General features: G+C 67.8%; 31 protein-coding genes and 1 pseudogene. 11 read left to right on the forward strand and 21 right to left on the reverse strand.

The genetic code is table 11. The annotated features are described in order from the left end of the window. Positions 1-9: 9 nt before the first annotated feature. The 3 genes and pseudogenes from QE397_RS04775 to aztB all read right to left on the reverse strand — a co-directional run. A pseudogene (locus QE397_RS04775) lies at positions 10-420 on the reverse strand (metal ABC transporter solute-binding protein, Zn/Mn family); the annotation flags it as partial. Further along, positions 420-1,637 (reverse strand): ABC transporter, encoded by a 1,218-nt coding sequence (locus tag QE397_RS04780; RefSeq protein ID WP_307092075.1) that lies wholly within the window; start codon positions 1,635-1,637, stop codon positions 420-422. The pseudogene QE397_RS04775 and the gene QE397_RS04780, both read right to left, overlap by 1 nt. A 33-nt stretch (positions 1,638-1,670) precedes the next feature. Continuing rightward, positions 1,671-2,528 carry a zinc ABC transporter permease AztB gene (gene aztB / locus QE397_RS04785; protein WP_231476305.1) on the reverse strand — a complete coding sequence of 286 codons (858 nt, stop codon included), beginning with the start codon at positions 2,526-2,528 and terminating at the stop codon, positions 1,671-1,673. 54 nt (positions 2,529-2,582) lie between these two features. Between aztB and aztA the strand changes: the two genes are divergently transcribed. After that, entirely contained in the window at positions 2,583-3,227 is a 645-nt protein-coding gene (gene aztA / locus QE397_RS04790) for a zinc ABC transporter ATP-binding protein AztA (RefSeq protein ID WP_307092078.1), read from the forward strand. A gap of 103 nt (positions 3,228-3,330) precedes the next feature. Here the strand turns inward: aztA and QE397_RS04795 are convergent, their stop codons facing one another. Continuing rightward, entirely contained in the window at positions 3,331-4,590 is a 1,260-nt protein-coding gene (locus QE397_RS04795) for a hypothetical protein (RefSeq protein ID WP_307092080.1), read from the reverse strand. Positions 4,591-4,627: 37 nt separating this feature from the next. On the opposite strand from QE397_RS04795, the gene QE397_RS04800 reads away from it, so the two are divergent. Continuing rightward, complete coding sequence (locus QE397_RS04800) at positions 4,628-4,795, forward strand: hypothetical protein (protein WP_222638522.1); 168 nt, start codon at positions 4,628-4,630, stop codon at positions 4,793-4,795. A gap of 24 nt (positions 4,796-4,819) precedes the next feature. Here the strand turns inward: QE397_RS04800 and QE397_RS04805 are convergent, their stop codons facing one another. Then, a complete protein-coding gene (locus QE397_RS04805; RefSeq protein WP_222638521.1) occupies positions 4,820-5,806 on the reverse strand; it encodes a phytanoyl-CoA dioxygenase family protein in 987 nt (328 codons plus the stop codon). Next, complete coding sequence (locus QE397_RS04810; protein WP_222629860.1) at positions 5,797-6,609, reverse strand: class I SAM-dependent methyltransferase; 813 nt, start codon at positions 6,607-6,609, stop codon at positions 5,797-5,799. Before QE397_RS04810 ends, QE397_RS04805 begins: the two co-directional genes overlap by 10 nt. A gap of 48 nt (positions 6,610-6,657) precedes the next feature. Between QE397_RS04810 and QE397_RS04815 the strand changes: the two genes are divergently transcribed. Then, positions 6,658-7,539: a bifunctional 2-polyprenyl-6-hydroxyphenol methylase/3-demethylubiquinol 3-O-methyltransferase UbiG gene (locus QE397_RS04815; protein WP_162246787.1), complete on the forward strand. Its 882-nt coding sequence runs from the start codon at positions 6,658-6,660 to the stop codon at positions 7,537-7,539. Here the strand turns inward: QE397_RS04815 and QE397_RS04820 are convergent. Beyond that, the gene (locus QE397_RS04820; protein ID WP_027505550.1) at positions 7,520-8,374 is read right to left on the reverse strand and encodes an alpha/beta fold hydrolase; all 855 of its coding nucleotides are present in this window, start codon (positions 8,372-8,374) and stop codon (positions 7,520-7,522) included. The two genes, QE397_RS04815 and QE397_RS04820, sit on opposite strands and share 20 nt — an antisense overlap. Before the next feature lie 156 nt (positions 8,375-8,530). Between QE397_RS04820 and QE397_RS04825 the strand changes: the two genes are divergently transcribed. Beyond that, positions 8,531-10,033: an NAD(P)/FAD-dependent oxidoreductase gene (locus QE397_RS04825; RefSeq protein ID WP_056448723.1), complete on the forward strand. Its 1,503-nt coding sequence runs from the start codon at positions 8,531-8,533 to the stop codon at positions 10,031-10,033. Positions 10,034-10,051: 18 nt separating this feature from the next. On the opposite strand, the gene QE397_RS04830 is transcribed toward QE397_RS04825, so the two are convergent. From QE397_RS04830 to QE397_RS04840, 3 genes are read right to left on the reverse strand one after another with little or no spacing between them, the layout of a single operon-like run. After that, entirely contained in the window at positions 10,052-10,705 is a 654-nt protein-coding gene (locus tag QE397_RS04830) for an enoyl-CoA hydratase-related protein (RefSeq protein ID WP_307092084.1), read from the reverse strand. Continuing rightward, complete coding sequence (locus QE397_RS04835; protein WP_027505553.1) at positions 10,702-11,355, reverse strand: TetR/AcrR family transcriptional regulator; 654 nt, start codon at positions 11,353-11,355, stop codon at positions 10,702-10,704. The genes QE397_RS04830 and QE397_RS04835 overlap by 4 nt, the downstream gene beginning before the upstream one ends. Before the next feature lie 59 nt (positions 11,356-11,414). Beyond that, on the reverse strand, positions 11,415-12,266 hold the full coding sequence (locus QE397_RS04840) for an NAD(P)-dependent oxidoreductase (RefSeq protein WP_027505554.1): 852 nt from the start codon (positions 12,264-12,266) through the stop codon (positions 11,415-11,417). Between the two features lie 199 nt (positions 12,267-12,465). On the opposite strand from QE397_RS04840, the gene QE397_RS04845 reads away from it, so the two are divergent. After that, positions 12,466-13,746, forward strand: a complete 1,281-nt coding sequence (locus QE397_RS04845; protein WP_051613303.1) for an EAL domain-containing protein — start codon at positions 12,466-12,468, stop codon at positions 13,744-13,746. A 3-nt stretch (positions 13,747-13,749) separates the two neighbouring features. Here QE397_RS04845 and QE397_RS04850 read toward each other — a convergent pair whose 3' ends face one another. From QE397_RS04850 to QE397_RS04860, 3 genes are all read right to left on the reverse strand, one after another. Further along, positions 13,750-14,220: a MarR family winged helix-turn-helix transcriptional regulator gene (locus QE397_RS04850; protein WP_027505555.1), complete on the reverse strand. Its 471-nt coding sequence runs from the start codon at positions 14,218-14,220 to the stop codon at positions 13,750-13,752. 30 nt (positions 14,221-14,250) lie between these two features. Next, positions 14,251-15,468, reverse strand: a complete 1,218-nt coding sequence (locus QE397_RS04855; protein ID WP_307092087.1) for an FAD-dependent monooxygenase — start codon at positions 15,466-15,468, stop codon at positions 14,251-14,253. Positions 15,469-15,568: 100 nt separating this feature from the next. Then, the gene (locus QE397_RS04860) at positions 15,569-16,144 is read right to left on the reverse strand and encodes a TetR/AcrR family transcriptional regulator (RefSeq protein ID WP_307092089.1); all 576 of its coding nucleotides are present in this window, start codon (positions 16,142-16,144) and stop codon (positions 15,569-15,571) included. A 98-nt stretch (positions 16,145-16,242) separates the two neighbouring features. On the opposite strand from QE397_RS04860, the gene QE397_RS04865 reads away from it, so the two are divergent. After that, entirely contained in the window at positions 16,243-16,863 is a 621-nt protein-coding gene (locus QE397_RS04865) for an NAD(P)H-dependent oxidoreductase (protein ID WP_307092091.1), read from the forward strand. Between the two features lie 9 nt (positions 16,864-16,872). Here QE397_RS04865 and QE397_RS04870 read toward each other — a convergent pair whose 3' ends face one another. Further along, entirely contained in the window at positions 16,873-17,214 is a 342-nt protein-coding gene (locus QE397_RS04870) for a hypothetical protein (protein WP_307092093.1), read from the reverse strand. A 326-nt stretch (positions 17,215-17,540) separates the two neighbouring features. On the opposite strand from QE397_RS04870, the gene QE397_RS04875 reads away from it, so the two are divergent. Next, positions 17,541-18,488: an ABC transporter substrate-binding protein gene (locus tag QE397_RS04875; RefSeq protein WP_307092095.1), complete on the forward strand. Its 948-nt coding sequence runs from the start codon at positions 17,541-17,543 to the stop codon at positions 18,486-18,488. Positions 18,489-18,642: 154 nt separating this feature from the next. Here the strand turns inward: QE397_RS04875 and QE397_RS04880 are convergent, their stop codons facing one another. The 4 genes from QE397_RS04880 to QE397_RS04895 are packed head-to-tail and all read right to left on the reverse strand — an operon-like array spanning position 18,643 to position 21,114. Further along, positions 18,643-19,110, reverse strand: a complete 468-nt coding sequence (locus QE397_RS04880) for a preprotein translocase (RefSeq protein ID WP_307092096.1) — start codon at positions 19,108-19,110, stop codon at positions 18,643-18,645. Then, positions 19,098-19,880: a twin-arginine translocase subunit TatC gene (gene tatC, locus QE397_RS04885; RefSeq protein WP_307092099.1), complete on the reverse strand. Its 783-nt coding sequence runs from the start codon at positions 19,878-19,880 to the stop codon at positions 19,098-19,100. Before tatC ends, QE397_RS04880 begins: the two co-directional genes overlap by 13 nt. Further along, positions 19,877-20,110: a twin-arginine translocase TatA/TatE family subunit gene (locus QE397_RS04890; RefSeq protein ID WP_027505561.1), complete on the reverse strand. Its 234-nt coding sequence runs from the start codon at positions 20,108-20,110 to the stop codon at positions 19,877-19,879. Before QE397_RS04890 ends, tatC begins: the two co-directional genes overlap by 4 nt. Before the next feature lie 23 nt (positions 20,111-20,133). Beyond that, the gene (locus tag QE397_RS04895) at positions 20,134-21,114 is read right to left on the reverse strand and encodes an intradiol ring-cleavage dioxygenase (protein ID WP_307092102.1); all 981 of its coding nucleotides are present in this window, start codon (positions 21,112-21,114) and stop codon (positions 20,134-20,136) included. 161 nt (positions 21,115-21,275) lie between these two features. On the opposite strand from QE397_RS04895, the gene QE397_RS04900 reads away from it, so the two are divergent. Together QE397_RS04900 and QE397_RS04905 are read left to right on the forward strand one after the other, a co-directional pair. Continuing rightward, on the forward strand, positions 21,276-21,611 hold the full coding sequence (locus QE397_RS04900) for a nuclear transport factor 2 family protein (protein WP_307092104.1): 336 nt from the start codon (positions 21,276-21,278) through the stop codon (positions 21,609-21,611). 12 nt (positions 21,612-21,623) lie between these two features. Next, positions 21,624-22,436 (forward strand): MerR family transcriptional regulator, encoded by an 813-nt coding sequence (locus tag QE397_RS04905; protein WP_307092105.1) that lies wholly within the window; start codon positions 21,624-21,626, stop codon positions 22,434-22,436. A gap of 175 nt (positions 22,437-22,611) precedes the next feature. On the opposite strand, the gene QE397_RS04910 is transcribed toward QE397_RS04905, so the two are convergent. From QE397_RS04910 to QE397_RS04920, 3 genes are all read right to left on the reverse strand, one after another. Then, positions 22,612-22,947 carry a hypothetical protein gene (locus QE397_RS04910; protein ID WP_307092107.1) on the reverse strand — a complete coding sequence of 112 codons (336 nt, stop codon included), beginning with the start codon at positions 22,945-22,947 and terminating at the stop codon, positions 22,612-22,614. A 218-nt stretch (positions 22,948-23,165) separates the two neighbouring features. Then, positions 23,166-23,414: a hypothetical protein gene (locus QE397_RS04915; RefSeq protein ID WP_307092109.1), complete on the reverse strand. Its 249-nt coding sequence runs from the start codon at positions 23,412-23,414 to the stop codon at positions 23,166-23,168. A gap of 22 nt (positions 23,415-23,436) precedes the next feature. After that, a complete protein-coding gene (locus QE397_RS04920) occupies positions 23,437-24,420 on the reverse strand; it encodes a bile acid:sodium symporter (RefSeq protein WP_307092111.1) in 984 nt (327 codons plus the stop codon). Between the two features lie 70 nt (positions 24,421-24,490). Between QE397_RS04920 and QE397_RS04925 the strand changes: the two genes are divergently transcribed. Further along, on the forward strand, positions 24,491-24,820 hold the full coding sequence (locus QE397_RS04925; protein WP_027505568.1) for a helix-turn-helix transcriptional regulator: 330 nt from the start codon (positions 24,491-24,493) through the stop codon (positions 24,818-24,820). After that, positions 24,820-25,473 carry a cation transporter gene (locus QE397_RS04930; protein WP_307092114.1) on the forward strand — a complete coding sequence of 218 codons (654 nt, stop codon included), beginning with the start codon at positions 24,820-24,822 and terminating at the stop codon, positions 25,471-25,473. The genes QE397_RS04925 and QE397_RS04930 overlap by 1 nt, the downstream gene beginning before the upstream one ends. The last annotated feature ends 8 nt before the right edge of the window (positions 25,474-25,481 follow it).

Raw genomic sequence — 25,481 nt, forward strand, 5'->3', positions numbered from 1 at the left:
GGCAGGATCGGTCCAGAAGTGGGAGTCCGGGCTGCCCGCCGCGTCGCCCTCCCGGTAGTCGAGCACGTCGATGACGTCCCCGGCGACGAACGTCGGAACCTTCTCTGCGGCTGCGGCGTCGAGATGCTGCTGTAGTCCCTCCTCCAATCCCAGCCCGTTCGAGACGACGAGGTCCGCCGAGCGTAGACGCGCGCCCTCCTGCGCGGAGATCTCGAACGAGTGTGGGTCGGCGTTCGGCTTCATCAGCGTCACGACCTCTGCCTCGTCGCCGACGAGTTCCTCGACGACGTCGCCGAGGATGTTCGTGGAGACCATGACCACCGGACGGTCATCGGCTGTCGCCGAACATCCAGCGAGAAGGGCCACCACAGCCACTGCCACCGCGGCCAGGAGACTGCCCGTCCGGTGTCCTCGCATCATCAGCGTCCCGTCTCGGCCGTGAAGGCCGGTTCGGACGCGGTCTCGAACGTGCGGGAGACGCGGGCGTCGTCGGCGTAGTCGATCTCGTACAGCTTCCGTTCGGTGGGCGCGCTGAGGTAGGCGCGCTGCTGGTCGGCGATCAGAGTGGGTGTCTCACCGGCGGCCTGTGATGCGGCGACGAGCGCGCCCGTCTCGGCAACGACCGAACCGTCGGCTCCGTCCAGCACGAACACGCGGCCGTCGGCCGAGAGGCTGAGAAGATGGTCGTCGCTGTCGTCGACCGCCGACACATGCGTCAAGCGAGTGGGAGCGGGAAGGAGCGTCCACGACCTCTGGCGGGTGTCGAGTAACCAGATGCCCTGATCGCCGGCGAGGCCGGCGACGGTGGGGCGGCCCTCGCGATTGTCGAACGACGTTGCGGGAGGGGCGGACACGTCAGTCGGGTACGAAATCTTTTCCACTGTGAGTTCGTCTCCGGTGGCGGACGCGAGCAGCGCGCCGTCGGAGCAGCCGATCACGGTGCCGACACGCGTGGTGATGGTGCCGGCGGCGTCGGGGCACGACTCGACGAGACCGGTGCGCTTTCCGTCCGAGGTGTGTCCGACGACTGTCCGTGAGGGGCCGACCCCGTCGGTGACGAGGGCGAACGATCCGACGGGCACGACCATGCCGTCTCCCGGCGGGTTCTGCAGCCGGAACGACTCGGAGATCTCGCCCTTCGACAACGCCGCGGTGTCGAGCAGGACGGCGTCGCCGGAGTCGGGGAAGTAGAGCCCGGTTCCGCCCGAGGTGGATTGATTCGACGTGGCCACGGTCGCGTCGCCGGCGCCCTCGACGGTGCCGAGGAGCCGGGGTTCGGCGCGGTAGTAGTGGAAGTGGTCGACGTGGTCCCAGGTCCAGACGCCACTGTCCACGATCTCGATTCCCGCGTCCGTCCCGGCGAACAGGTAGCGTCCGTCGGTGCTCATCGCCTCGGGTGCACCGATGGTGCCGAGGTCGGACACCGATTCGTCCAGTAGGTCCAGGTGCGAGATCGAGCCGGTGGGATCGATGGTCGTGAGGCCGAGTCGTGGCTCGGCGAGTTCCGCGGCGTCGGCGATCGCTCCGTGGCCTTCGGCGGGTACCTCGTCGGCGGGGATCGTCGGAGCCTGCTCGGTGGAGCACGCGGTCAGGCCGACGACGAGGGCGAGAGCGGTGGTCGTGATGTGTTGTCGCACAGTGTCCTTTCGGGTGGATCGGGTCGGCCGGTGTCAGACGGAGAGCGCCGGCGCTGATGTCGTGCGTCCGATCGACGCGGTCGCCGCCCTTGCCGCCACCGACAGGCCCGACAGCGCGATCGCCGTCGCGGCGACCGTGGCGCCGGCCGCCGTGGCCGCGTGCCACGAGATGAGCAGACCGACGAACACCGACAGCACACCGATCGAGGCGGCCGCCACCATTCGAGTCGGTATCCGAGTGGTCCACTGCCCGGCGGCGACGGCAGGTGCGAGCAGGAGTCCGACGACCAGAAGCGAGCCGACAGCCTGGTAGGAGGCCACGACAGCAAGCGTCACCAGGGCGACCAGAGCAGCCTGTGCCGCGCGGGGAGCAAGGCCCAGTACCGACGCGATGCGGGGATCCAGCGCGAGCGCCACCAACGAGCGGTGGAAGCCCGCGGCCACCGTCATGCCGACCACCACAGCGACGGCCAGGAGTGCGATGTCCACGGACGTGATGGCCAGGATGTCTCCGAACAGGATGGACGTGGCATCGGTGGCGAAGCTTCCCGAATGGGAGATGATGATGACTCCCAGTGCCAGCATCGAGACGAACAGCATGCCGATGCTCGTGTCGTAGGAGAGGGATCCGCGACGCTGGAGCGCAGCGATGCCGAGGCTCATCACGACCGCGCTGAGCGCGCCGCCCACCAGCGCGGGCGCCCCCAGGACCGTCGCCAGGGCGACCCCGGGCAACATCCCGTGCGCGAGGGCTTCTCCCAGAAAAGCCATGCCTCGGATGACGACCCACGTACCGACGACCCCGCACAGCACCGCCACGAGTGCGCCCCCGACGAGGGCGCGTTGCACGAAGGCGAGCGAGAAGGGCTCGACGAGCGCCTGAATTGTCACGCTTGGGATCGTAGCGATAATAATAATGGTTTTCAAAGTCGGTAAGGTGAGTCCATGAGCCAGATCGACACGACCCGACTCGCTGCTCGGCTGCGCAGTGCCCGTGTGGAGTTCGACAAACACGTGGCCATCGACGGGGTCGACCTCGATGTCGTCGCGGGAGAGGTGACGGCGATCGCAGGTCCGAACGGTGCCGGCAAATCCACACTGCTGGAGATGATCGCGGGAACGCGTGCGCTGACGTCCGGCACCCGAGTCGCGACGCGGGCACTAGGATTCGTTCCACAGCGCGCGGCGGTCCCGGACCGACTGCCGGTGACGGTGCGGGACGTCGCGACAGTCGGCGTCTGGGGCGGGAGGCGGGCGTGGCACCGTCTCGATGCCGAGTCTCGCCGTGTCGTCGACGACGCGCTCGATCGCCTCGGTATCAGCGAGCTCGCAGACAGGCCCTTCTCCGCGTTGTCAGGCGGTCAGAGACAGCGGGCGTTGCTCGCGCAGGGCCTTGCGCGTCGCGCTGATCTTCTGCTTCTCGACGAACCCACGACGGGTCTGGACGCGACGAGCGGGGATCGCATTCGGGACGTCATGAGGGCTGAAGCCCGGCGCGGCGTGGCAGTCGCCTGCGTGTCTCACGATTCGCTCGTGATCGACATGGCCGATCGGGTCGTGAAGCTCGAGGCGGGGCGGGTGGTCCGCTGATGGGCGTTCGAGTGTCACCGATCGACCGTGGATGCCGAACGGGTCATCGATTGTGGACTGTCGCCCCCGTCCACCGGGGTCGGAAGTCCACGACCGCTACGACTCAGGAGGGGCTCTGCTGCTTGTGGTTCCGACGGTCGACACGTGCTGCAACGCCCGCTGCGACGACGGCCGCGAACATGGCCACCACGACCGCGAGTACCGAGCGGGAACCCACGGTCCCGGGTTCGAGAACGAGAATCCGGTCGGCACTACCCGTCCATCCGAACTCGTACGGACGGTCCGGCGGAGCGGACAGTGTGACGACGGCGAGCATGGTCGGGATCAGCAGGCCCACGGAAGTGATCGTCGGATCGGACGGTCGGGACGACAGTAGCGAATAGACGATGGCAGCAGGCAGGACCACGGCATACCCGACGGTGGACACGAGGCCGTACGGGAACAGAGCCGACGCGCAGACGAGCGCGAGGATGCAGCAGCCCACCGGAGTGGAGGGTGCCCACCGCGCTGCGAGGGCGCCGACGGTGAAGCCGGCGATCGCGAGGAGAACGAGCCACCACGCGTTCCACACCATTCCTCCGACGAAGGTGCAGGCCACGGCAAGCCCTGCGCACAAGAATGCACCGCTGTCCGCGGAACCGATGGCTGCCCCGACGATCACGACGACCGTCGCTGCCGCGGCCACTGTCCACTGACCGACGGACACACTGTAGTCACCGAGGAGCGCGTACACGACCCACAGCAGACCGACCGCAGCGGCCATGCGCCAGTGCACAGTTCGGGGACCACGGGTCACGACGTGCGGCATCGAGATCGTGCTCGCGAGTAGCACTGCGGTCACCACGAGCACCGGGATCGGCACGACCGGCTCGGGGAAGAATGCGTCGCCCGGCAGACTCACCGACCATCGGAAGTGGTCCGGATACTGCTGCGCAACGAGTGGGGAGAAGCGGTAGGCCGATGCGGCTCCGAGAGCCAGAGCGACGAATGCGGTGCGACTGGTGTGGGCCAGTGTCACCGCCGTGACGAGGATCAGTCCGGATCCGACACCGGCCACAGTCACGGACCACGCCGTGGAGATGTCGACCGCCGCCGGCGTTGCCAGGACGGCGGTGCCCGCCGCGCCGACACCGGTGATCAAGCCCCGCCGCGAGTGAGTGAACGCCACACGGACAGCCGTCAATACCACCACGACTGCGACGACGCCGGCCCACGCGGGACTGAGGAACACAGAGCTGACAGGAGAGTCGCGCTCTGCCACCATCAGATCGGTGGGCGGGGTGGACATCACCGCGAGACACGCTGTGAAGGCGCCCGTTCCGGCGGCGGCGCTCGCCCGAGGGTCGTACTGTCGCCACTGCACGGCGACCAAACTACCGCGGTGACACACGGAGGCAGCGATGAGTACCGACCACGAGCAGCCGGACGACCCACGCGCCCACTGGCGCGTTCTGCCGCAGACGGTGTCACCGACAGACGACGGAGTGCAGACCCAGACGACGCAGGTCGATCTCGATGTGCCGCCGTCGTTCGATCCGATTCAGGGAATGGTGCGCACGTACCGCTGACGACGGCCGCTGCCGCCGGCCGACTCAGTCCCGGCGACCCACCACCGGGTTGAGCTCGGACTCCGCGAGTCCGCCGGGCTCGATGCCGGGGAGGAACTCGCGCCACGTGCCGCTGATCAGGGTCGGCGATTCCACGACACGGGTGCCGTCGGCGAAGTACGTGGTGGCGAGTGCTCGACGCGGCTGCGTCGTCCGGTTCGGGCCCGCGGTGTGGAAGCACAGCGCGGAATGGAACGACACGTCTCCCACCGCGAACGGCTCCGCTTCCACCGCGACGTCGCGCTGGAGGAAGCGTTGGGTGACGGCCTCGTCGTACGACGTGCCGACCTTGTCGAACTCCAGATCGGCGACCTCGTCCAACACGTCCCGGCCGCGGGCGAAGGACAGCGGACCCATCCGGCCCGGGATGGCCGACATCGGCATCCACGCGGTGACGGCGTCGGTGGTCTGCAGGGGGAAGTGTTCGGCGTCGTGATGCCACGGCGTGCGCCCGCAGCCGGGCTCTTTGGACAGCGCATTGTCGTGGTACAGGCGAACTCCGGGCACGTCGAGCAGTGCCGCAGCCAGACCGCCGATGCGGGGCGAGAGCGCCACGGTGCGCATCAGGTCGTCGTGGAGCCACATCTGCTCGAGCGCGGTGAATCGCCCGGCGACGTCGTCACCGTGCTCCGCGCGCAGCAACTCCTCGAGTCGCTCGGCGAGGCGGCGCACCACCGCCGGCGACAGCACTGCGGGCAGTCGCACGAAAGCCTGCCGTGCGAAGGCCTCGACGGAAGCGGGATCGAGGGCGTAGGGCTCGGCCAGCTCGCGCTCGATCTGCTCGTCCGTGGCGGCCTCGACATCGGGCAGGCCGGGACCCTCGACCAGTTCGGCGGGCGCCGCATCGTTCGCGGCCAGGGTGACGTACCAGTCCCACCAGTCCTGATCGTCGCCTGCCCAGTCCTGATCGATACCGCCGTCCCGGTTCTGTTCGGGCAGGCGATCATTGGTGGTCGAGTCGTTCAGAGCCACAGCAGCGCCGCCTCGTGCGAGAAGGTGTAGGAACCGGACGCGTCGCGGCAGGAGGCCAGGTACTCGCCCAGCACCGGAGCGGCTTCCATCTCCTCCAGCGACACCGAGTCGTCGAACGCGCAGCGCTGGAGAAAACCTTCGGCGATGCCACGGTCGGAGGTACCGGTCGTGTAGGTGACGCGCTGATCGCGTACGTCCGCGCCGGCTCGTGTCAGTGCGTCGCGCACCTGCTCGGCGGTCGTGTATGGCGTCGCCTCGCGCACCCCGGCGCGGAAGGCGTCGTAGAACGCGAGGTAGTGCGAGGCCGCCGTGGCCTGTGCGATCAGGCCCAGGCCTCCGGGAGCCAGTGCGGCCACGAATCGTTCTGCTGCAGCGTCCAATTCGTCCGGCGGCAGTGCGTAGAGAGCGTGGGTGGCCCAGACGACGTCGTAGCCGGCGTGATCCGCGGGGAGGTCCTGCAGGGTCATCACCAGGTCATGCCGGGCCGCGAACGGCGCGCCGAGCGCGCCGCGTGCCTCGGCGACGGAGAACGCGGACGGGTCGAGTAGGTCGTAGGCCAGCTCGGGAACCGCCGACAGGTCTGTGTAGCGGCGCAGCGCGGTGGGGAACTTTCCGCTGCCGCACGCCACGTCGAGCAGCGACCAGCCCTCGTGCGCGCGGTCGCCGAGGAGCGTCGGCCAGTCGGCGGCCAACGCCAGCTGCCGGTAGTCCTCGGTCGCGAGAGCGTAGAACGCCTCCATGCCCGTGCGACCGGCTTCGCTCCAGTGCTCGAGGCTGCGCTCTGCTGTGTCTCCGCTGCTCATGTCACTCCTCCTGAAAGGAGCCGACCGCAACACACCGGATGAGGCGTCGTGATTGACTCGTATCTGATGTCCAACATAGCTGCGCCACCGCCCACCGAGCTCGCCGCAGTGCTTCTCGACGGTGTGCGCGCCGTGCGGCGGGGAGCTCCGGCCCTGGCCGGCCTCGAACCCGACTCCTACGCCCGCCTGCATTCCGCTTTCGAACTGCTCTCCGATCAGCGCGATCTGATCGCCGAGCACCTTGCCGGCAGGCTGGGTACCAGGGGGGACGGACCGATCTCGGTGCTGTCCGTGGGATGCGGTGACGGCGTGCTGGACGTCCGTCTCGCCGCCGGTCTGGTGTTGGCGGTGCCAGGGCGCCCCGTGCGGTACGTCGGAATCGATCCGTGGATCGGCAGTGTCGAGCGCTTCACCGCCACGATGGCCGCGCTGGGTGCCGACGAGCTGAGTGCCGACGGCCACGTGGCGTCGTTCGGTGACTCCCCGGTGGACGACGAGACCTTCGACGTCGTGATGTTCGTGCACTCGATGTACTACGTCGCCGATGTCGGGGCGACCCTGCGCGCTGCTCTCGCGCTGCTACGTCCCGGCGGCGAACTGTGGGTGGCCGTCGCACCGTCGGCCGAGCTGAACGCGCTGGTGGGAGTTCTCGCACCTCCGCTCGAGGGTCATCGACAGTGGTTCAGCGGTGACGTCGGAGACGCCTTCGTCGACGCCGGGATCGTCGTCGACGACGTGGCCACTCTGCACGCGCTGGTCGATCTGGCGTCCGCGAGCGACGAGGTGCTCGACTTCGCGGTGCAGGCCAGGCTGACTCCCGATCTACAGGGCCCGGTGCGGGCCTACCTCGACGCGGTGTCGGTCCCCGGCGCGGACGGAGGCCTTCGAGTGCCGCATCCGGTGGACGTGTTCACCGCGTCCCGTCACTGACCCCGTCCCGCAGTGCGTCGTCGATCGTCTCGCCCACGGCAGCCGCGCCCACGGCGGTCATGATCGTGCCGGCATGATCGAGGCCGTCCAGTGCTCTGACGGACGTCAGCTCGAGAGCGTCGATGTCCTGCGGCGAGTACATCGGCGGAGACCCTGCCCCGACGCTCCACTGCGCGTGCAGGAATCGGATCGGCACCGTCAGGTCGCGGAACCGCGAGTCGCCGAAGAAGACGTCCGTGGCGTCCGCGACGACCGCATCGGTCGACAGCCGGATCGCACCGTCGGCCAGATCATGAGCGGCGTACTCCCGGAGGAGCGGATCGTCACGGTCCAGCAGCGGTAACGACGTCGACACCAGGAAGTCGAGGTAGTCGTCGAGGTCGTCCCATCGCTGCCGCGTTCGCGCGATCCTGTCCTCGAACACGGCTGCGACGGTGTCTCGGGTGAGACCGGCCGGCGGTTCCACCGGCACGCCTCCGTCGACGAGAACGAGACTCTTCGCTCTGGATGGGAACCGCGCTGCGAATTCGACAGCCGCGAATGCACCCATCGACATGCCGCACACGTGCACGGAGTCGAGTCCCAGGGCCTCGAGAACGGCGTCCAGATCGTCCGCGTGACGGGCGAGCGACGACGCGCCCGTGACGTCGACGCTGTCACCGCGGCCGCGGAGGTCCGGCGCGACGAGCGTCAGGTGTGGCGCCTCCGCGTGCAGCCAGTTCCACAGCATGCGCTGGCTGGACACCCCGTGGATCACGAGGATCGGATCGGAGCTGCCCGTGAGTGTCTCGACGGTGATGTGTCCGCCCGACACCGGTACTCGTTCGACGGTCATGGTGCAGACACTAGGAGGTCGGACCCCGTGATGACGGTGGAAGTACGTGCGCTGCACGTTTCGCTGTCCGATTCGGGTCACGGTTGTACCGTCGCAGAGTCACGAGGCCACGAGGGACGCACCTCGACGGCCACACACCGTCGCAGAAGGGGCCTCATGCCCGACACGTCACCGCGCAGGCACCACGAGATCGTCATCGTCGGCGGAGGCTTCTCCGGCCTGGGTACCGCTATCGCGCTCCGCAAGGCCGGTTTCGACGATCTTCTCATCGTCGACGACGGTGACGGTCCCGGCGGCACGTGGCAGTGGAACACCTATCCGGGCGTGGCGGTCGACATCCCGTCCTTCAGCTACCAGTTCTCGTTTGCTCAGCGATCCACCTGGTCGCGCAGCTACGCCCCCGGCCGCGAGTTGCGTGCCTACGCCGAGCAGATCGTCGACGAGTACGGCCTGGCGCCTCATCTGCAGTTCGGCACGCGCGTACACGGGGCCTCGTTCGATGCGCCGTCCGCGACGTGGTCGATCTCGACCAGCGCCGGCGACGTGACGGCACGCTGGTTGATCCACGCGGGCGGGCCGCTGAGCCAGCCCAAGCTCCCCGACATCGAGGGCATCGACACCTTCGAGGGCGCGACGATGCACACCAGCCGGTGGAACCACGAGGTCTCGCTGGCCGGTAAGCGGGTCGGCATCATCGGTACCGGCGCGACGGCGGTGCAGGTGGTCCCGGAGATCGCACCGGAGGTGGACCATCTGACGGTGTTTCAACGCACGCCCATCTGGTGCCTGCCGAAGCCGGACTTCCCGCTCGGCCGGATGGGACGGGCGAGTCTCGAGACAGTCCCCGGAGTCCGGCAGATCGCCCGCCTGGCGAGCCAGGCGTTCGTCGAGGCGACGTTCCCGGTGCTGGCGCACTTTCACAAGTGGGTTCCCGCCACCGCGGCTCTCCAGGTCGCCGCGCGTCGGTACATCGCCGCACAGGTACACGATCCGGCCACACGGGACGCCCTGACTCCGACCTACGCGCTCGGGTGCAAACGGCCGAGTTTCCACAACTCGTATCTCTCGACGTTCAACCGGGACAACGTCTCTCTGCAGACGACGTCCATCGAGGCGATCACGCCCGGCGGCATCCGCACGAGCGACGGCGTGCAGCACGAGCTCGACGTGTTGGTCCTCGCCACCGGATTCAAGGTCACCGACAGGGACGCACTGCCGACGTATCCGCTCACCTCCGCCGACGGCACCGATCTGGCGGAGCACTGGGACGCCGAGAGGTTCCACACCTATCAGGGCGTCGCGACTGCGGGCTTTCCGAACTTCTTCACCGTCTTCGGCCCCTACGGATACAACGGCGCCTCGTTCTTCACCCTGGTCGAGAACAGTGCCGCGCACATCGTGCGTGTCCTGACCGAGGCTCGTCGACGCCGGGCCACCTTCGCCGAGGTGACCTCGGCGGCGCAGGAGCAGTACATGAGCGCGATACTGGCACGTCGGTCGTGGCAGGTCTTCACCGATCCGACGTGTGCCGGCGCCAACAGCTACTACTTCACCGCGAACGGGGACGTGCCGTTCCGGGCGTCGACCACTCCCGAGGCGGCATGGCGCAGCCGCCGATTCCCCCTGGCCGACTACGCCTTCGGTGGACGGGCGGGCTGATCGCCGCCGAGGTCGAACTCAGCTCGCGCGCAGAGCCGCGACGACCGGCGCGAACATGGTGGTCTTGATCGCGCCGAGGGTGCCGCGGTCCTTGCCGGCAATGGGCGTGATCCGCTCGATCGCGGCACCGACGACCTCGTCGTCGGGGGCGATGGCGTCGACGAGTCTCGCGGCCAGTGCGTCGTCGCCGCCGTAACGGTGCCCCGTGGTCATCGCGACGACGGCGTCCTGCGGTGACAGCTTCGCCTGGATCAGCGCCGCCATGCCCGGGGTGAAAGGAATGTCGATGTCGACCTCGGGGAAGCAGTAGTAACCGCGATCGGCTCGCATGGTGCGGAAGTCGTGCGCCAGAGCGAACATCGCGCCGGCGCCGAAGGCATGGCCGTTGACGGCGGCGACGGTGGGGAGCGGGAACGTCAGGATGCGGGCGAATAGAGCGTGCACGCGGCCGACGTACCAGTCGGCGCGCTCGCCGTTGGCCATGAGCCAGTCGAGGTCGAGTCCGTTGGAGTAGAACTTTCCGGTGCCGACGGTGACGAGTCCGCGGGCGTCGGCTTCGACCGTGTCGAGCTGGGCGCCGACGGTGTCGAGCCAGTCCGGGGAGAAGCGATTCTCGTCGTCCCCGAGGGTGAGGACGGCGATGCCGTCGCGGAGGTCGAGGGTGGCGGTCATGAGGAGGCCTTTCGTGTGGGCGGGGCGTGATCCGTGGTCGGTGGGGGCAGGGCGAGAATGCCGCGGACGGCGGCGGCAAGTCGTTCCCGGGCGGCGATGTCGGGTGATGTGGTGCCGCGCAGCAACAGTGCTGTCGGGAGCCCGACGACGCAGTCCTTGACGACGGCGACGCTCTCACGATCGGCGCGGTTCCACAGGGCTCGGGAGAGTTGGACGAGCAGTGCGGCCAGTGTCTCGTCGAGGGTGCGCAGGTCTGCGGCGACCTCGTCGGGCAGGTCGTCGGTGCCCAACAGCTCTCGCCGCGAGACCGTCATGAGAAACCGTGCTGCGACGGGTGATTCGGCAAGGAAGGCAGCCGGTGCGTCTGCGGCTGCCACGACGGCCCGGACGGCGGAGTCACGTCCGGGTCGGTGCTCGAGTGCCGTGGTCACCGCATCGTTCTGCAGAGTGAGCATCCGACGTGCGTCACGGACCCACACTCGTCCGAGGAGGCCCGCTCGTGACCCGAACGCATGATAGATGGCGCCGTTGGAGATCGAGGTGCGCTCCGACATCGCGCGGATCGTGACGGCGGAGGCGCCGGAGTCGACCGCCAGCGACTCGGCGGCGTCCATCAGCGCGTCGAGGTCGTGGAGGCGGGGGCGAGGCACCACCGAACCATACCAGAGCATGTGCTCTGTTACGGCACGGTGGTCGCCGGCGGGCTGCCTCAGGCGGGTGGTCGGTAGCCCGGGGGATTGGGCTCGTCGACCCAGATGTCCACTGCGAGTTCGCCTCCCGGCGTGCAGTCGTATGCCGACAGGTCGGTCACGCCCGACTCCAGCAGGACGTCCTCGCACAGCAGAGTCTGTCCCGTGTAGTCGCGGGCCGGTCTGCTCAGCACCGCGTACGCCGCGTCCGCGTAGATCTCGGGCTTCCGTGCCTCGCTCATCGCCTTGTCGCCGCCGAGCAGGTTCTGCACCGCGGCGGTCGCGATGAACGTGCGAGGCCACAGCGTGTTCGATGCGATGCCGATCTCCCGCATCTCCTCCGCGATTCCCAGGGCGCACAACGTCATCCCGAACTTGGCCATCATGTAGGGGGTCGGCACGAGCCACCGTTGTTCGAGGCGCAAGGGCGGTGAGAGCGTGAGGACGTGCGGGTTGTCGCGGCCCTTCATGTGGGGCAGGCACGCCTGCGACACGGCGTACGTCCCGCGCACCTGGATGCCGTTCATCAGATCGAACTGTTTGAGAGCAACCTCGTCGATGGATCCGAGGTTGATCGCCGAGGCGTTGTTGATGCAGATGTCGATGCCACCAAACTGCTCCACGGCGGCGCCGACGGCGGCCTGCACCGCCTCGCCGTCACGAACGTCTCCGACGATGGGCAGCGCCTGCCCGCCCGCCTCCTCGATCTCCGCGGCCGCGGTGTGCACGGTCCCGTCGAGCTTGGGGTGGGGTTCGGCAGTCTTGGCCAGCAGCGCGATGGTGGCGCCGTCCGCTGCGAGGCGCTTCGCGATGGCCAGCCCGATTCCGCGGCTGGCCCCGGAGATGAACACGGTCTTACCCGAGAAAGTCATGAGGCATCCGTCCTTCGTCGATGTCGCGGTGAACGGTGAGTACCGCGGACACCTCGGACCGTAGCAGAGCGGATGCTCGGTTACTCGAACCCCGATCAGCGTCCCGACATGCGCAGGACCCGTAGGCTGGGGGTGATCACAGTCGCTCCGTAGTCGAGCGGCGGCGGACCAACCCCGGAAGTCCGTCGGAGAGGGTGGCGTGCAGCGCATCGTCGATCCCGAATCCCGCGCGGTCGAGGCCGTCCTGGCGGACGTGTGGGGAGCGCGATCGGTGTATCAGCCGATCGTCGACCTGGACTCCGGGGTGGTGGTCGGTTACGAGGCATTGGCTCGGTGGCCCGCGGTACCCGGTGTGGATGTCGGACGGGTATTCGACGAGGCGGCGGATCGAGGTGTGGTGCGTGAGCTCGACTGGGCATGCCGACTGGCCGCACTCTCCGGTGCCGCGGAGGCCGGTCTGAGTACCGAGTACAGCGTCTTCATCAACGTCGAACCGCACAACGGGCCCGTCATACCCGACTTCGCACGGAGAATGCTCGACAGCTTCGACCGGCCGATCAACGTCGTGATCGAACTGACCGAGAGGTCGCTGCTGTCCGATCCCGCCACGTTGCTGGCGGTGGTCGACGCTGCTCGACGACTCGGGTGCTCGGTGGCCCTCGACGACGTCGGGGCCAACGAGGCCACGGTCACCATGCTGGAGTTCGTGGCACCGGACATCATCAAGTTGGACTGCACGCTGGTGCAGTCCGATCCGAGTCCGGCACAAGCGCGTGTCATCGCTGCGGTGCGTGCGCACGCCGAGTTCACCGGCGCGACGATTCTCGCCGAGGGTGTGGAGAACGAGGAGCATCTGGCCCGTGCCAGAGCGCTCGGTGCCACCCTGGGGCAGGGCTGGTTGTTCGGCCGACCCGCGGCGTTGCCGTCCGACACGTCGCGACGCCGCGACGTTCTCGACCGGACGCCGTCGGTGGTGTCACGTAGACGGTCGTCGGCCGGTTCCGCAGTGCCGGAGGTGCCGTCCGACCTGTTCGGGGAGATCCCACCCCTGGTGGGGCGAAAAGCGTTCGTGCTGAGCATGGCTCGTGAGATCGAGGACCACGCCCGCGGCGCTGTGGACCCACTCATCGTGCTCTCGGCATTCCAACGTGCCCGGTGGTTCGCGCCGAACGTGGTCGACCGGTACGCCGATCTCGCGGCCCTGCACCCGTTCATCGCCGCGCTGGGGGTGGGCCTGCCGGACGAGCCGGCCCCCGGAGTGCGCGGTGCCGCACTGGATGCAACAGAACGATTCTCGGGCGAGTGGACGGTGACGGCGGTGGGCCGGCACTACTTCGCGGCGCTGATCGCTCGCGACCTCGGCGATGTAGACGTTCCCGACGCCGATCGGCGATTCGAGTTCATCCTCACGCACGACCGTCGTCTGGTCGTGTCGGCGGCACGGTCGCTGATGAGGCGCGTGCTGCCGTCTCGCGGATGATCCTCACGCGTCCTCGACGTGACCTTCCGCGTCGGAGACCCCCGGCAGCACATCGGCGAATCGAACGAGGAATTCGCTGATCGCGTCCACGGTGTCGGCGTCGTAGTCCCCGAGTGCAGTGTCGAGCGCCGCCGAGGACCGTCGAAGAAAGGGGTCGATCCGCTCGTGGGCGGCCTCGGTGGCCCGCAGCGTCACCGATCTGCGGTCTCTGCTCTCGCGGTTGCGGGAAACGAACCCCCTCTCTTCCAGCCGGTTGATCAACGCCGTGGTGGCACCGGAGGTGAGGCCCACCCGCCGCGACAGCGCCGCGGGAGTCAGCGGGCTGCCTTCGCGTTCGGCCCAGATCACCTCTCCCAGTGCGGTTCCGTCCGTGGTCGGCAGGTCCATCCAGCGGGCGAGGAGATGCGCCGATTCCTGGTACCTCACCGCGTACAGCCGGAGGGCCTGGAGAACGCGCGTCTGGGGTGAGGTCATCGGTGGGTGGTCTTTCCCGCGTGGGCGATGTCAGGCACGGAGATGAGGGTATTCCGCGAGGCGGGGAACATGCTTCTCGCTCGTCAGGAGGGTCGACTGGAACAGTCTGCGCACCGGCGCCGAAGCCGCCACGCGGTGGCCGACGCGGAGTGCCCGCACTCCCGTGGGAGACATCGGATGCAGCAGCTTCGCGCCGCCGCGGGGGAGTCCTTGCGCGCTGTCGGCGTAGCCACGCATGAGCTCCTCGTAGCGAGCGAAGGCGAGGTCCGGTCGATCGGGGTGCGCGGCCAACTCGCCGGTGAGGATGTGCGCTCCGACCAGGGAGAGTGTGGTGCCCATTCCGGTCGGACCCGAGCCCCACGCGGCATCCCCGACGAGCGCCACCCTGCCCTTGCTCCAGGTGGAGACGAGTACCTGTTCCATGCGCTGGGTGTAGAACTCGTCCGGCCGGGCCGCGAACCCCGCCACGATGCGGTCCGTCTGCCATCCGGCACCGCGGAACCGTTCACGCAGAATCTCCACTTGGGTTGCCACGGGCAGTTTCTCGAAGCCGAACGGCTCGGACCGGAAGGACATGCTCGCTCTGATGGTGCCCTCGTTGTCCGGCCTGACGGACGCGACGCGTCCGCGGGTCGCCGTGTACCAGTCCCACGTGTTCACGTCCTCGGGACGCCGATCGAGGGTGCCGTAGGTGATGCTCACACCGAAGTCGCGCAGTTCGGTCTCGGCTCCGAATATCAGGCGCCGTGTGCGAGAACTGCGTCCTTCGGCGACGAGCACCAGGTCGAAGCGCTCGGTGGATCCGCTGTCGAAGGTCACGTCGACACCGGAGGCATCCTGCTCGACGGCGGAGATGAAGTCACCGAAGCGGCGTTCGACACTGTCGGGGACCGCGTCGACGAGGATCTGCGCCAGTCGGCCCCGCAGGATCTCGATTTCCGCGGTGGGGCCGTCGCGACCCTCCTCGCGAGGGAAGACTGCGGAGGGTTCTCCGCGCTCGTCGACGAAGCGGGTGCCTTCTTCCCCGGTGAGGTGCTCCATGATCGAGTGATCGACACCCATGCGTCGGACGATCTCTCGGCCGAGGCCGCGAATGTCGATGTTCTGTCCCGTCTCACGCGGCGACGCCGACCGTTCGAGAAGGGTGACGTCGAAACCGGTGCGTGCAAGCCCCCATGCGAGGGTCGGGCCGGCAACACTCGCGCCGGTGACGAGGACGCGGACGGGGTGCTGCTGTGAGGCGGTCACGGTCGAGCCTTTCGATGGGGGGTCGAGGCCGACCCGCCACCACTATAACTTCACTGTGAAGTAACTTCACCATGAAGAGTATTTTGCGACCTCGTCTCGGTCAGTCGGCGACGCGTCGACGGCTGCGTTCCACTCCGTCGACGATGGTCGCCGTCAGTTCGTCGTACGCCTCCCGGGTGTCCAAGTTTCCCGCAGCTGCTTCTGCCGAGAGTGCCTCCGCTGCACCGAGAACGGCGGTCATGGTCGACGCCGGAAGCACTCCCTCGGCGAACGGTTCGAGGAATGATCGACACCGATCCGAGTAGGCGGCGTCAGACCGGCGCTTGTAGTCGGCCAACTCGGGTGCGCCTTCCAGGGCCGCGGCGACGCCCGCCAGTTCGCGCCCGTGGGTGACCACGCAGTCGACGTGCGCCGTGGCGATGGCGCGCGCTCGCTCGGCGAGTGAGTGCTCGACCGCGTCGAGCGCCTGCTCCAGTGCGAGTGTCTGCGTCGCGTCGTACGCCTCGAACAAGGCCACCAGCAAGGCTGCGCGTGAGGGAAAGTGACTGTAGACAACAGGTTTGGTGATACCGGCCGCGTGCGCGAGTCGACCCAGCGTCAGTGCGTCGGCGCCTTCCTCGCGCACGATCGTCCAGGCCAGGGTCACCAGTTGCCCGTGGCGATCCTCTCTCGTCATTCGCACCCGTGTCATCGACACCGCCCCGTCTCCTATGTACCGTTGGTAACCTACCATCGGTAACCTACTGATGGTACATCCCGACCGAGAGGATCGTCATGACCGCGCTCGTCGTCGTCGCTCACCCCGACCCCACGTCCTTCACCCAGCGTCTCGCTCGCTCCGTCGCCGACCGACTCGCCGAGGACGCCGTGTCCACCGCTGTCGCCGACCTTCATGCCGAGGGCTTCGATCCACGGTTCTCGCTCGAGGACCGCGCCGGATATCCGGCGGGTGGGACTCCTCCTGCGGATGTGCTCGCCGAACAGCGTCGCCTGGACGGTGTCGACGACCTGGTTCTGGTCTTTCCGGTCTACTGGTGGTCGATGCCCGCGCTCCTCAAGGGGTGGGTCGATCGCGTCTTCACCGACGGGTGGGCATTCGACACCGGAGTCACGCCGACCGGACGCAGGCTCGACCACCTGACCGTGCATCTGGCCATGGTCGCGGGGGAGGACGCCGAGGGCTTCGCGAAGCGCGGCTACGACACCGCCCTGTCCACCCAGATCATCACTGGCATTCTCGGATACACCGGCGCGCGAACCGGGCACACGGGAATCGTCCACGACGCGGAGTCGCGCTCACGTGACTCTCTCGCCCGGGAAGCGCGGGCGATCGTGGACGGCGTGGCGGCCCGGGTCCGTTCCTCGGCGGCGGAGGCTTCCGGTGCGCGGGCGTGAACTCGGTGGCTAGGCCACCGTGAAGCGAACCGTGTTGCCCGCGGGGTCGAGCAGGGTGGTGTTGAGTGGAGCGTCCGTGGTGAGGGTCAGTCCCGCTCGGCCGGAACCGATGTCGATCGCGATCTGCTCGGTCCACTTCCTGCCCGCGGGTGGGACCGTGCCGATGGCGGCCGACTCGAGATGGACCATCCAGGTCCCGCCTGTCGGCTTCGCGCCGCTGTAGGGATCCACGCGAGGTGCGTCGGTGTTGTTCAAGTTCACGTAGACGGCCAGTGGGCACGCGTCGGTGACGAACGTCCTCCAGGTCAGAGTGACTACGGCGATGCCGGGCCTGTCGTGGGGTGTGTACACGTCGCCATCCACCTCGCCGGCGCACGGCAACGACATTCCCCGGCCCAGTGAGATGTTGTACGGGAAGGGTGTGAACTCCTGGTGGTGGGCCGATGCGAGGCCGGGTTATGTCGCGAGTACGCCGACGACTGCGGAACCTGTGACGGCCAGACGTCTGAACCACGAGGAAGACGCGAGTGGCACGATACGGGACGAAAGGGACCAGGGTGGTGGGTGAGCGCGAGTCCGGTCGGCGTTGCGGTGTCGTTGACGCATCGTGACCGTTCACACATGCTCGGGCCCGAGCTGGCACCACAATGCTGTCGGCCACCTCGCTACGGTGAGGCGTGCATTACCAATCCTTTACCAAAGTCTTCGCAGTTGCCGGTGCCGTCGCGGTGCTGACCGCCTGCAGTGCGGACGTCTCGGCCGACGACGCCACGGGCCGCACGGTCGACACCAGCCTGGGGGCCATCGTCGTCCCCGACGAGATCCAGTCGGTCGTGGTCATCGACGGGCGTCGGGATCTGGACATCGCCCTGTCCTTCGGCCTCCCTGTCGTCGGCATGCCCGTCGAGTCCGAGGCTCCGCCGGAGATCCCGGGGCCGTTGACGGCACCGACCCGAGACCTGCTGTCGCGGGGAGTCGCGGAGCTGTTCCCGCGCAACAGCATCGACATCGAAGCCGTGGCCGCAGCGGATCCCGACCTCATCATCGCGCGTGACGAGGTGGTCGAGGAGATCTACGACCAGTTGAGCGCCGTCGCGCCTGTGCTCCCCGTGGGGTCGACCGATTCCGGGGTGTCCTGGCAGGACGACGTGACCAGGGTCGGTGCGGCACTGGGTCGCGAGGACACGGCCGCCACCCTGCTCGACGAGTACTCGGACCGCGTCGCCGCGCTCCGACAACAACTCGCAGGACCTCTCGGTGACACGACGGTGCTGTCGATCGCCACCGGAGACGGCGGTGGCATCTCGATCAACAGGGAGCGAATCACCTCGCTGGTGCTGGAGGACGTCGGAGCTCGATTCGGACAGGCCTGGCAATCGGCTCGTCCCGAGGCCGACTTCGCAGCGGAGAACATCCCTGTCGCAGCGGATTCGGACGTTCTTCTCGCGGCCATCACGTCGAGTGACGATCTACGAGCACTGGAGTCGAATCGACTCTGGGCCGATCTGCCGGCTGTGCGGGACGGGCGGGTGGTGCGAACGGACAAGTTCACCAACGACGGTGGGCCGATCACAGCGCAGTGGTCACTCGACCTCGTCGAGCAGATGTACGGGTCGGCCGGCTGAGCGGTCACCGGCGCGGAGTGCTCGGCACAGGCGTCGTCGACCAGCTGCACGGGTCGCAGCGCACCACACCCCCTCCAGCCGGCTGAAGGGGGTGTGGACGACGTGGAACCCGTGCGGCGTCCCTCATGTCGAGCGACACTGCCGACTGGAAGCCCTACAGCGTCTCTCGCTGGAGGTCTTTCGCATCAGCGGCAGGCGCGTCTGCCTCCGTCACGAGTCTCGCAGCGATTCGTCGGGGGTCGTCGGCGGGCAACGAGGCGATGAGGGTGCGGACGGGGTGCGAGGACGGTCCTGTCACCAGGTACTTCTGGCCCGGCCGTATCCGCTCCGCCTGCTCGATCATCTCGTCGGTCACGACGGTCTTCGGGGTGGTGTCGTGGAGTGCGTTGCGCACGATGCGTCGTGGGTCGTACTGCCGTAGGTCGAGCGACTCCCACTCCGAACGGTGGAGCGGCACGCCCATCTCCCGCTCCGCCGTGGCGCGCGTCGTCTCGACGAACTGCTTCAGCGTTCGAATCGCGCGGGTGAGGTGGTGTGCGGAGCCGGGCAGCCGGCTCGGTCCGAGGACGAGGCCGGCGATGACGGCGACGAAGAACATCTTCTCGAGAGTCAGTCCGAACATGGGGTTCTCCCGATCGTGGTGGGGTTCGAGGTGAGTGCCCGCCGGTCGTGCACGGTGGTGATGGCCACGGCGGCTCCGAAGAGCGCCGACATCGGCAGTGCGACGAGAAACATCGACAGCACGTCGGCCGCCGGCGTGACGAGCGCGCTGAAGAGGGCGATGACGACGACGATGGTCCGCCAACTGCTGCGTAGCCGGTGGGCGGACAGGACTCCGAGGCAGTTGAGCATCACCAGCAGCACGGGCAGGACGAACGCGACCCCGGTGGCGAGGACGATCTTCATGACGAAGTCCACGTAGTAGGAGGCGTCGAGGATGGTGCTGTCCTCCTCGGAGGAGAAGCTCGCGAGGACGGTGACCATGCGGGGGAAGATGAGGAAGCCGAAGGCGCACCCGGCGGCGAACAGTGGCACCGCCGCCGCGGTGAAGCCGAGGACGTACTTCTTCTCCCGAGCCGTGAGGCCGGGGGTGAGGTAGGCGAACAGTTCTCGCAGCCAGACCGGGCTAGACAGGATGATTCCCGAGAAGAGGCCGATCCTCATCTGCAGGTCGAAGGCCCCGGTGACGGTGTCGTAGTTGAGGCTGGCCTGACGGGACTGCGCGAGTTCCTCCACCGGTGTGCGCAGGACGTCGAGGATCTGGTCGGAGAGTACGAAGCCGAGAATCACTCCGACGACCAGCGACACCGCCGCGCGGGTCGCGCGGCGGCGTGCCTCGCTGACATGCCCGGCGAGGGGCATCGTGCCTCGCGCGGCGGTGGTCGTGGTCATGAGGCGTGTCGGTACGGCACCGGGACGCCGTCCGCGGCGGTCGTGGTCGAGTCGACGGCGTCGACGCGTCCCGTCGACGGCGTGGGGGTGTCGTCGCGGACCTCGTCCTTGAGGATGCGCATGGACTGCCCGACGCCTTTGGCGAGGGAGGGGAGCTTGGTCGAGCCGAAGACGAGAAGCAGGATGGCGAGGACGATGAGTGCGTGCCAGCCGGTCAGGTTGTGCAACATGATGATTCCTTCTGTGTGAGTGGTCAGTTGGACGGTGCGGCGGGAGGGGTCCCGCCGCCCATGGGAGGTTGTCCGCCGCCGCCGGGCCCGCCCCCTGCGGGTGCTGCGCCGGCGGCGGGTTCGGTGGTGGTGTCGACGGCGACGGCCAGTGATCCGACGTAGCCGGAGGTGGGGTCGCCGGTGAAGGTGCCCATCTCGAGGCTGTGTCCGTCGCCGAACACGTTGTCGTTGTCGAGACTGCCGATCTGCGCGAGGTTCTCGGTCGACCCGGCGTAGGTGTCCAGCTGGTAGACGGCGTCGAGCATGTCCTGGGGGAAGGCGACCTGGGAGGTGGCTATCGCGTTGTCGGCGGTGGTGGCGGAGGCGACGTCCGGGTAGACCTCGAAGTGGATGTGCGTCCAGCGGCCGGAGTAGCAGGCCGGGACGATGGTCGTGAATGTCACGACGCCGGCGGCATCGGCGACCTGGACGCCGCGCAGATATGTTTCGTCCTCGATGCCGTCGGAGTACATCGAGTACTTGCCGGCTGCGTCGCAGTGCCACAGGTAGACGGCGGCGCCGGTGAAGGGGTTGTTGTCGTTCGCGAGGTCGGTGACGGTGAAGGTCATCGACAACGGGACTCCGGCGGCGACGGTGCCGCCGTCCAGGCTCGAGGTGACGTCGGCGCGGACGATTCCCGATTCCTCGAGGACGTTGACGCCGTTGCTTCCGTCGGCCGGGTAGGGGCCGTTGGTCTCATCGGGGATCTCGTTCGTGGCGACTGCGGCGGTGGCGACAGCGGTGGCGGTCGTGGTGCTCGCGGTGTCGGACGACCCCGAGCACGCGGCCAGGGCCAGTGCTCCGGCTCCGGCGCCGACGACGCTGAGGACTCTGCGGCGTGTGACGAGAGTGGCGATGTCGAAACCGACTCCCTGATCGACGACGTCATCGTCGGGCCGGGGGAGTGGGCGCCCGGCGTAGGTGGGCCCGTCGGGTGTGGGGGTGGGTTCCGGAACGGTGCTCATTGCGGTGGCTCCTCGGTTGTCGCGGTGTGCGTTTCGGTGTGGAGTCGATACTTCGTGAGGTTCCGGGGAGCGGCCTGCACGCCAGCTGTGAGGCACCCGGGAGTGTGTGTGGTCCGGCCACCACTTGACCTTCACCTCGGGGCAGGGCTGATTCTCGACGCATGACCACCACAGATGCTCCCGACGTCGTTCTCCGCTACCTCGACGCCGCCGACCGCGACGACAGCGACTCACTCACGTCATGCTTTGCTCCGGACGGAACTGTGACGGACGAAGGCCACACCTATCGGGGCCGCGACGAGATCCGCGCGTGGCGTGAGACCGTGGCCGGCCGCTACACCTACACCACGACTGTGACGGGGTCCGAGCTCGTCGATGCGAGGAATCATCGAGTCTCGGTTCGTATCGCCGGGAACTTCCCCGGTGGGGTGGCCGACCTCGTCTACCGATTCGAGCTCGCCGACGGCGTGATCGCACGGTTGACCATCGGTGGATGAGAGACTGGGTCCGTGGCGGCGCGGGTGACCATCGGCGAGTTCTCGACGATGACGAGACTGACGCGAAAAGCGTTGCGGCTCTATCACGATGCTGGCCTCCTGGCACCGGTCGACGTCGATCCGTCGAGCGGGTACCGCTATTACGACGTCTCCCAGGTCGCGAGTGCACAAGTGATCAAGCGACTGCGCGACCTCGACATGCCGCTTCCTGATGTGCGGTCCTACGTCACCGCCGAGAACGACAGTGTTCGGCGCAGTGTGCTCACGCAGCACCTCGATCGCCTGGAGTCGGAATTGCGGCGGACGCACGACGCGGTGTCGTCTCTCCGTGCACTGGTGAACGAGTCGACGACGTCGCCGTCGATCGAGATGCGGACCGACCCCCCGATCGTCGCCGTGGCCGTCAGCGGCACCGTGACGCTGTCCGGCGTCGCGGACTGGTGGAATACCGCGCACCACACCCTGATCGAGCGCCTGAGTAGTGCTGGGATCGAGGCTGTCGGGCCGCTCGGGGCCGACTTCGACAAGGAACTGTTCGCGGACGAGACGGGCTCCGCATCATTGTGGTACCCCGTCGACGCGGCGCGTGCCGCTCGGTGCGCTCTCGACGTGGTGACGGTTGCCGGAGGCCACTTCGCCGTGGCGCTGCACGACGGTCCGGACGCCCGGATCGACGAGACGTACTCTGCGCTCGGCACCCATGTCGCAGAGCACGGCATCGGACGAGAAGGACCCGTGCGTGAGCGCTATCCGCGAGGCGTCGTCTTCGAGGGTGAACTGGTGACGGAGATCGGCTGGCCGGTCCGGGACCCCACCGCGCTGTGACCGCGACCGTCAGGGTCCGGTTGCGCGCGTTGCGTGATGACGATTGTGAGTGGTGGTGATGACCACGCTCGGAACGTAGAGGGCGAGGACGTGTGGCCGACATTCACGGCGGACACCTGGAAATCGGTCCAGATGCGCAGCGCCGCAGCGACGACGAGGACGAGTGCTGCCGCGATCACGAGGTCACCCGACCCTCGACGGCCGAATTGTGGCGGCGTGTGATGACGACGTGGGGAAGAAAGTAGCCCATCGTCAGCACGGCCGCGCTCAGCGCGATGGGTCCCGCGAAGGAGTGTGGCCACAACGCCGGTCCGAGGTAGAAGCTGCCGAGCATCAGCGCGAAGACGCCGAACGCGCGAAGCAGGCGAATTCTCGTCGTGATCCGAGTCGCGGTGTTCTCATGTGTGAGCGACACAACGACTCGCGGGTTCTCCCGAGCCGTGACCTCGGCACCCACTGCAGCAAGAGTGCTGCCGATGACGACGAGCGCGACGGCCGGGATCACGGTCATCTGCTTCTCCTCACGTGGCGGATCTCCTCAACGTACCGATCGGTTCGTACGGCGGCTCCTCATGGCCCGTCTGTGGGCGGACGCCGCGCGGCGTCCACCAACAGCGATGCCTCGCGTAGCCCCAGCCCGGGGTGCGTCTCCCTCAGTGCTTTCACTGCCATCACTCTGGACGGCGCCGACGCCACGGCAGTATCGACGTCAGCACGCGGAACCTCGGCTTAATCGAGGGCAGGCGTTCGCCTCGTCGACCGGGCGCTGCCACCGAGGAACCACGCCCTGACGAGAGCCGTACCGGCGTTGGCGACGAGGACGACGCACGCTGCTGCTTTCGCGACATGCCACCACGACGGCGCCGAGACGAGCTCGGAGACCGCGTCGGGGAGGACGAGCGCGGCGAAGAACACCAGGAAGAACGTCGTGCCCGCTTTCTCCACAGCAGGTCGTTCGAACCACGGGCGATCTGTCATACGTCCACCATCACACACGGCATCAGGTTCGCGCGGCGGGTACGAGCCTCGGAACCAGTCGCACGTAGACCACCATGCCGAGCAGCTCGACCAGTGTCTGTGTCACCACCACGATGGCAGCGAGGTCGAGTGCCGGCGGAAGGGCGAGGGCAAGGGGGAGAACGACGAGAGAGTTACGAGTCGCACCCGAGAAGACGAGTGCCCGTGTCGACGGCACGTCCTGACCGAACACCCGACCCACGCCGATGCCGGCCGGTGCCATGACCACGAGAAACGCGACGAAGACGAGGGCCGCGACGATGAGTCGGTCGAACTCGCCTCGGACCGAATCGATCTGCGACGCGACGACCACCGCGAGCGTCGCCATCATGAGGGGCACCATCGCGGCGGCCATCACGTCCATCAGCTGCAGGCCGACCCGATGCCGTCGGGCGAGTGCTTGCGTCAGTGCGGCCACCGTCAGAGGGACGACGATGAGCAGGATGAAGGCCTCCACGAACGGTGCCACGTCGATGACGGCCACCGTCTCGGATCCGGCGAACACCCACAGCCAGAGGGGAAGCAAGGCGACCTGCAGCAGCATCAGCAAGGGAGCGGCAGCGAGAAGCCGCGTCGACGCGGCACCCGCGAGCCCACTGAACACGATGACATAGTCGATACACGGAGCCAGCAGGACGAGCACGATGCCCACGAGTACCGCACTCTCGTCCGCGACGACCCGCGTGAGGGCGAGGACGACCACCGGGACCACCACGAAGTTGAGGACCGCGACGGCTGCGAGGAAGCGGACATCGCGGAGGGATCGACCGATCTCCGCGAACGGGACTGCCAGGAACGTCGCGTAGAGCAGGGCGACGAGTACCGGATCGATGGCGTGTTCGAAGGTCGGGGCGGTCTGCGGGAAGGTCAGCCCGGCAACGGCTCCGACGGCCAGTGCCGCGAGATACAGGCCGATCTGGTGTCTGTCCCACCACTGTGCGGCGGGGCTGTTCGCCCAGTCGGTCATGCGTCGACACTAAGCGAGGGAATCACTGATCAGCAATCCATGAATTCAGAATCAGCTGTACTGTGTCGCCATGGACGTTCTCACCCCGGTGGCCGCACTGGCTCGTTTCGGCCAGGCTCTGTCCGACGAGACTCGGACACGCGTGTTGCTCGCGCTTCGTGACGGACCCCGGTATCCCGCTGAGTTGGCGGACGAACTCGAGGTGAGTCGACAGAAGCTGTCCAACCACCTCGCCTGCCTTCGTGGCTGCGGTCTCGTCGTCGCGGTGCCGGACGGACGGCGATCACGGTACGAATTGGCGGACGCCACCGTCGGCGCGGCGCTGGGAGAATTGATGACCGTGGTTCTCGCAGTGGACCCCTCGCTGTGCGCCGCCAGCGCCGAGGACGGGTGTTGCTGATGGACACGAACGCCGACACGCTGTCGCGACGGCAGGTGGTGACTCGACGCGTCCGGTGGCTCATCGCGGCCACCATCGCCTACAACATCGTGGAAGCCGCTGTGGCCGTCACAGAGGGTGTCCGGGTCTCGTCGACCGCGCTCATCGGGTTCGGGTTGGACTCCGTCATCGAGGTGTCCTCGGCCGCGGCGGTGGCATGGCAGTTCTCGGCGCGCGACCCCCGTGCGCGCGAGGCGATCACGCTCAGGGTCATCGCCTTCTCCTTCTTCGCGCTCGCGGCCTATGTCGCGGTCGACGCGGTGGCATCGTTGCTGGGTTCGCGTGACCCCGAACCGTCGACGGTCGGAATCGTGGTCACGGCGGTGAGCGTCGTGGTCATGCCGATGCTGTCGTGGGCCCAGCGACGAGCCGGTCGCGAACTCGGTTCTGCCACGGCGGTGGCCGATTCGAAGCAGACCCTTCTGTGCACGTACCTGTCGGCCGTCGTCCTCGTCGGGCTGGCGCTGCATGCGACTCTCGGATGGTCGTGGGCCGATCCCGTTGCTGCTCTTGTCATCTCGGTTCTTGCGGTGCGTGAGGGCAGAAATGCATGGAGGGGCGACGTCTGCTGCGAGTCACCGCGGTCGGGGTGTGGCGCAGCCACCAGCAGATGACCGCCATC

The organism is Rhodococcus sp. SORGH_AS_0301, from assembly GCF_030818285.1.
Classification (GTDB): Bacteria; Actinomycetota; Actinomycetes; order Mycobacteriales; family Mycobacteriaceae; genus Rhodococcoides.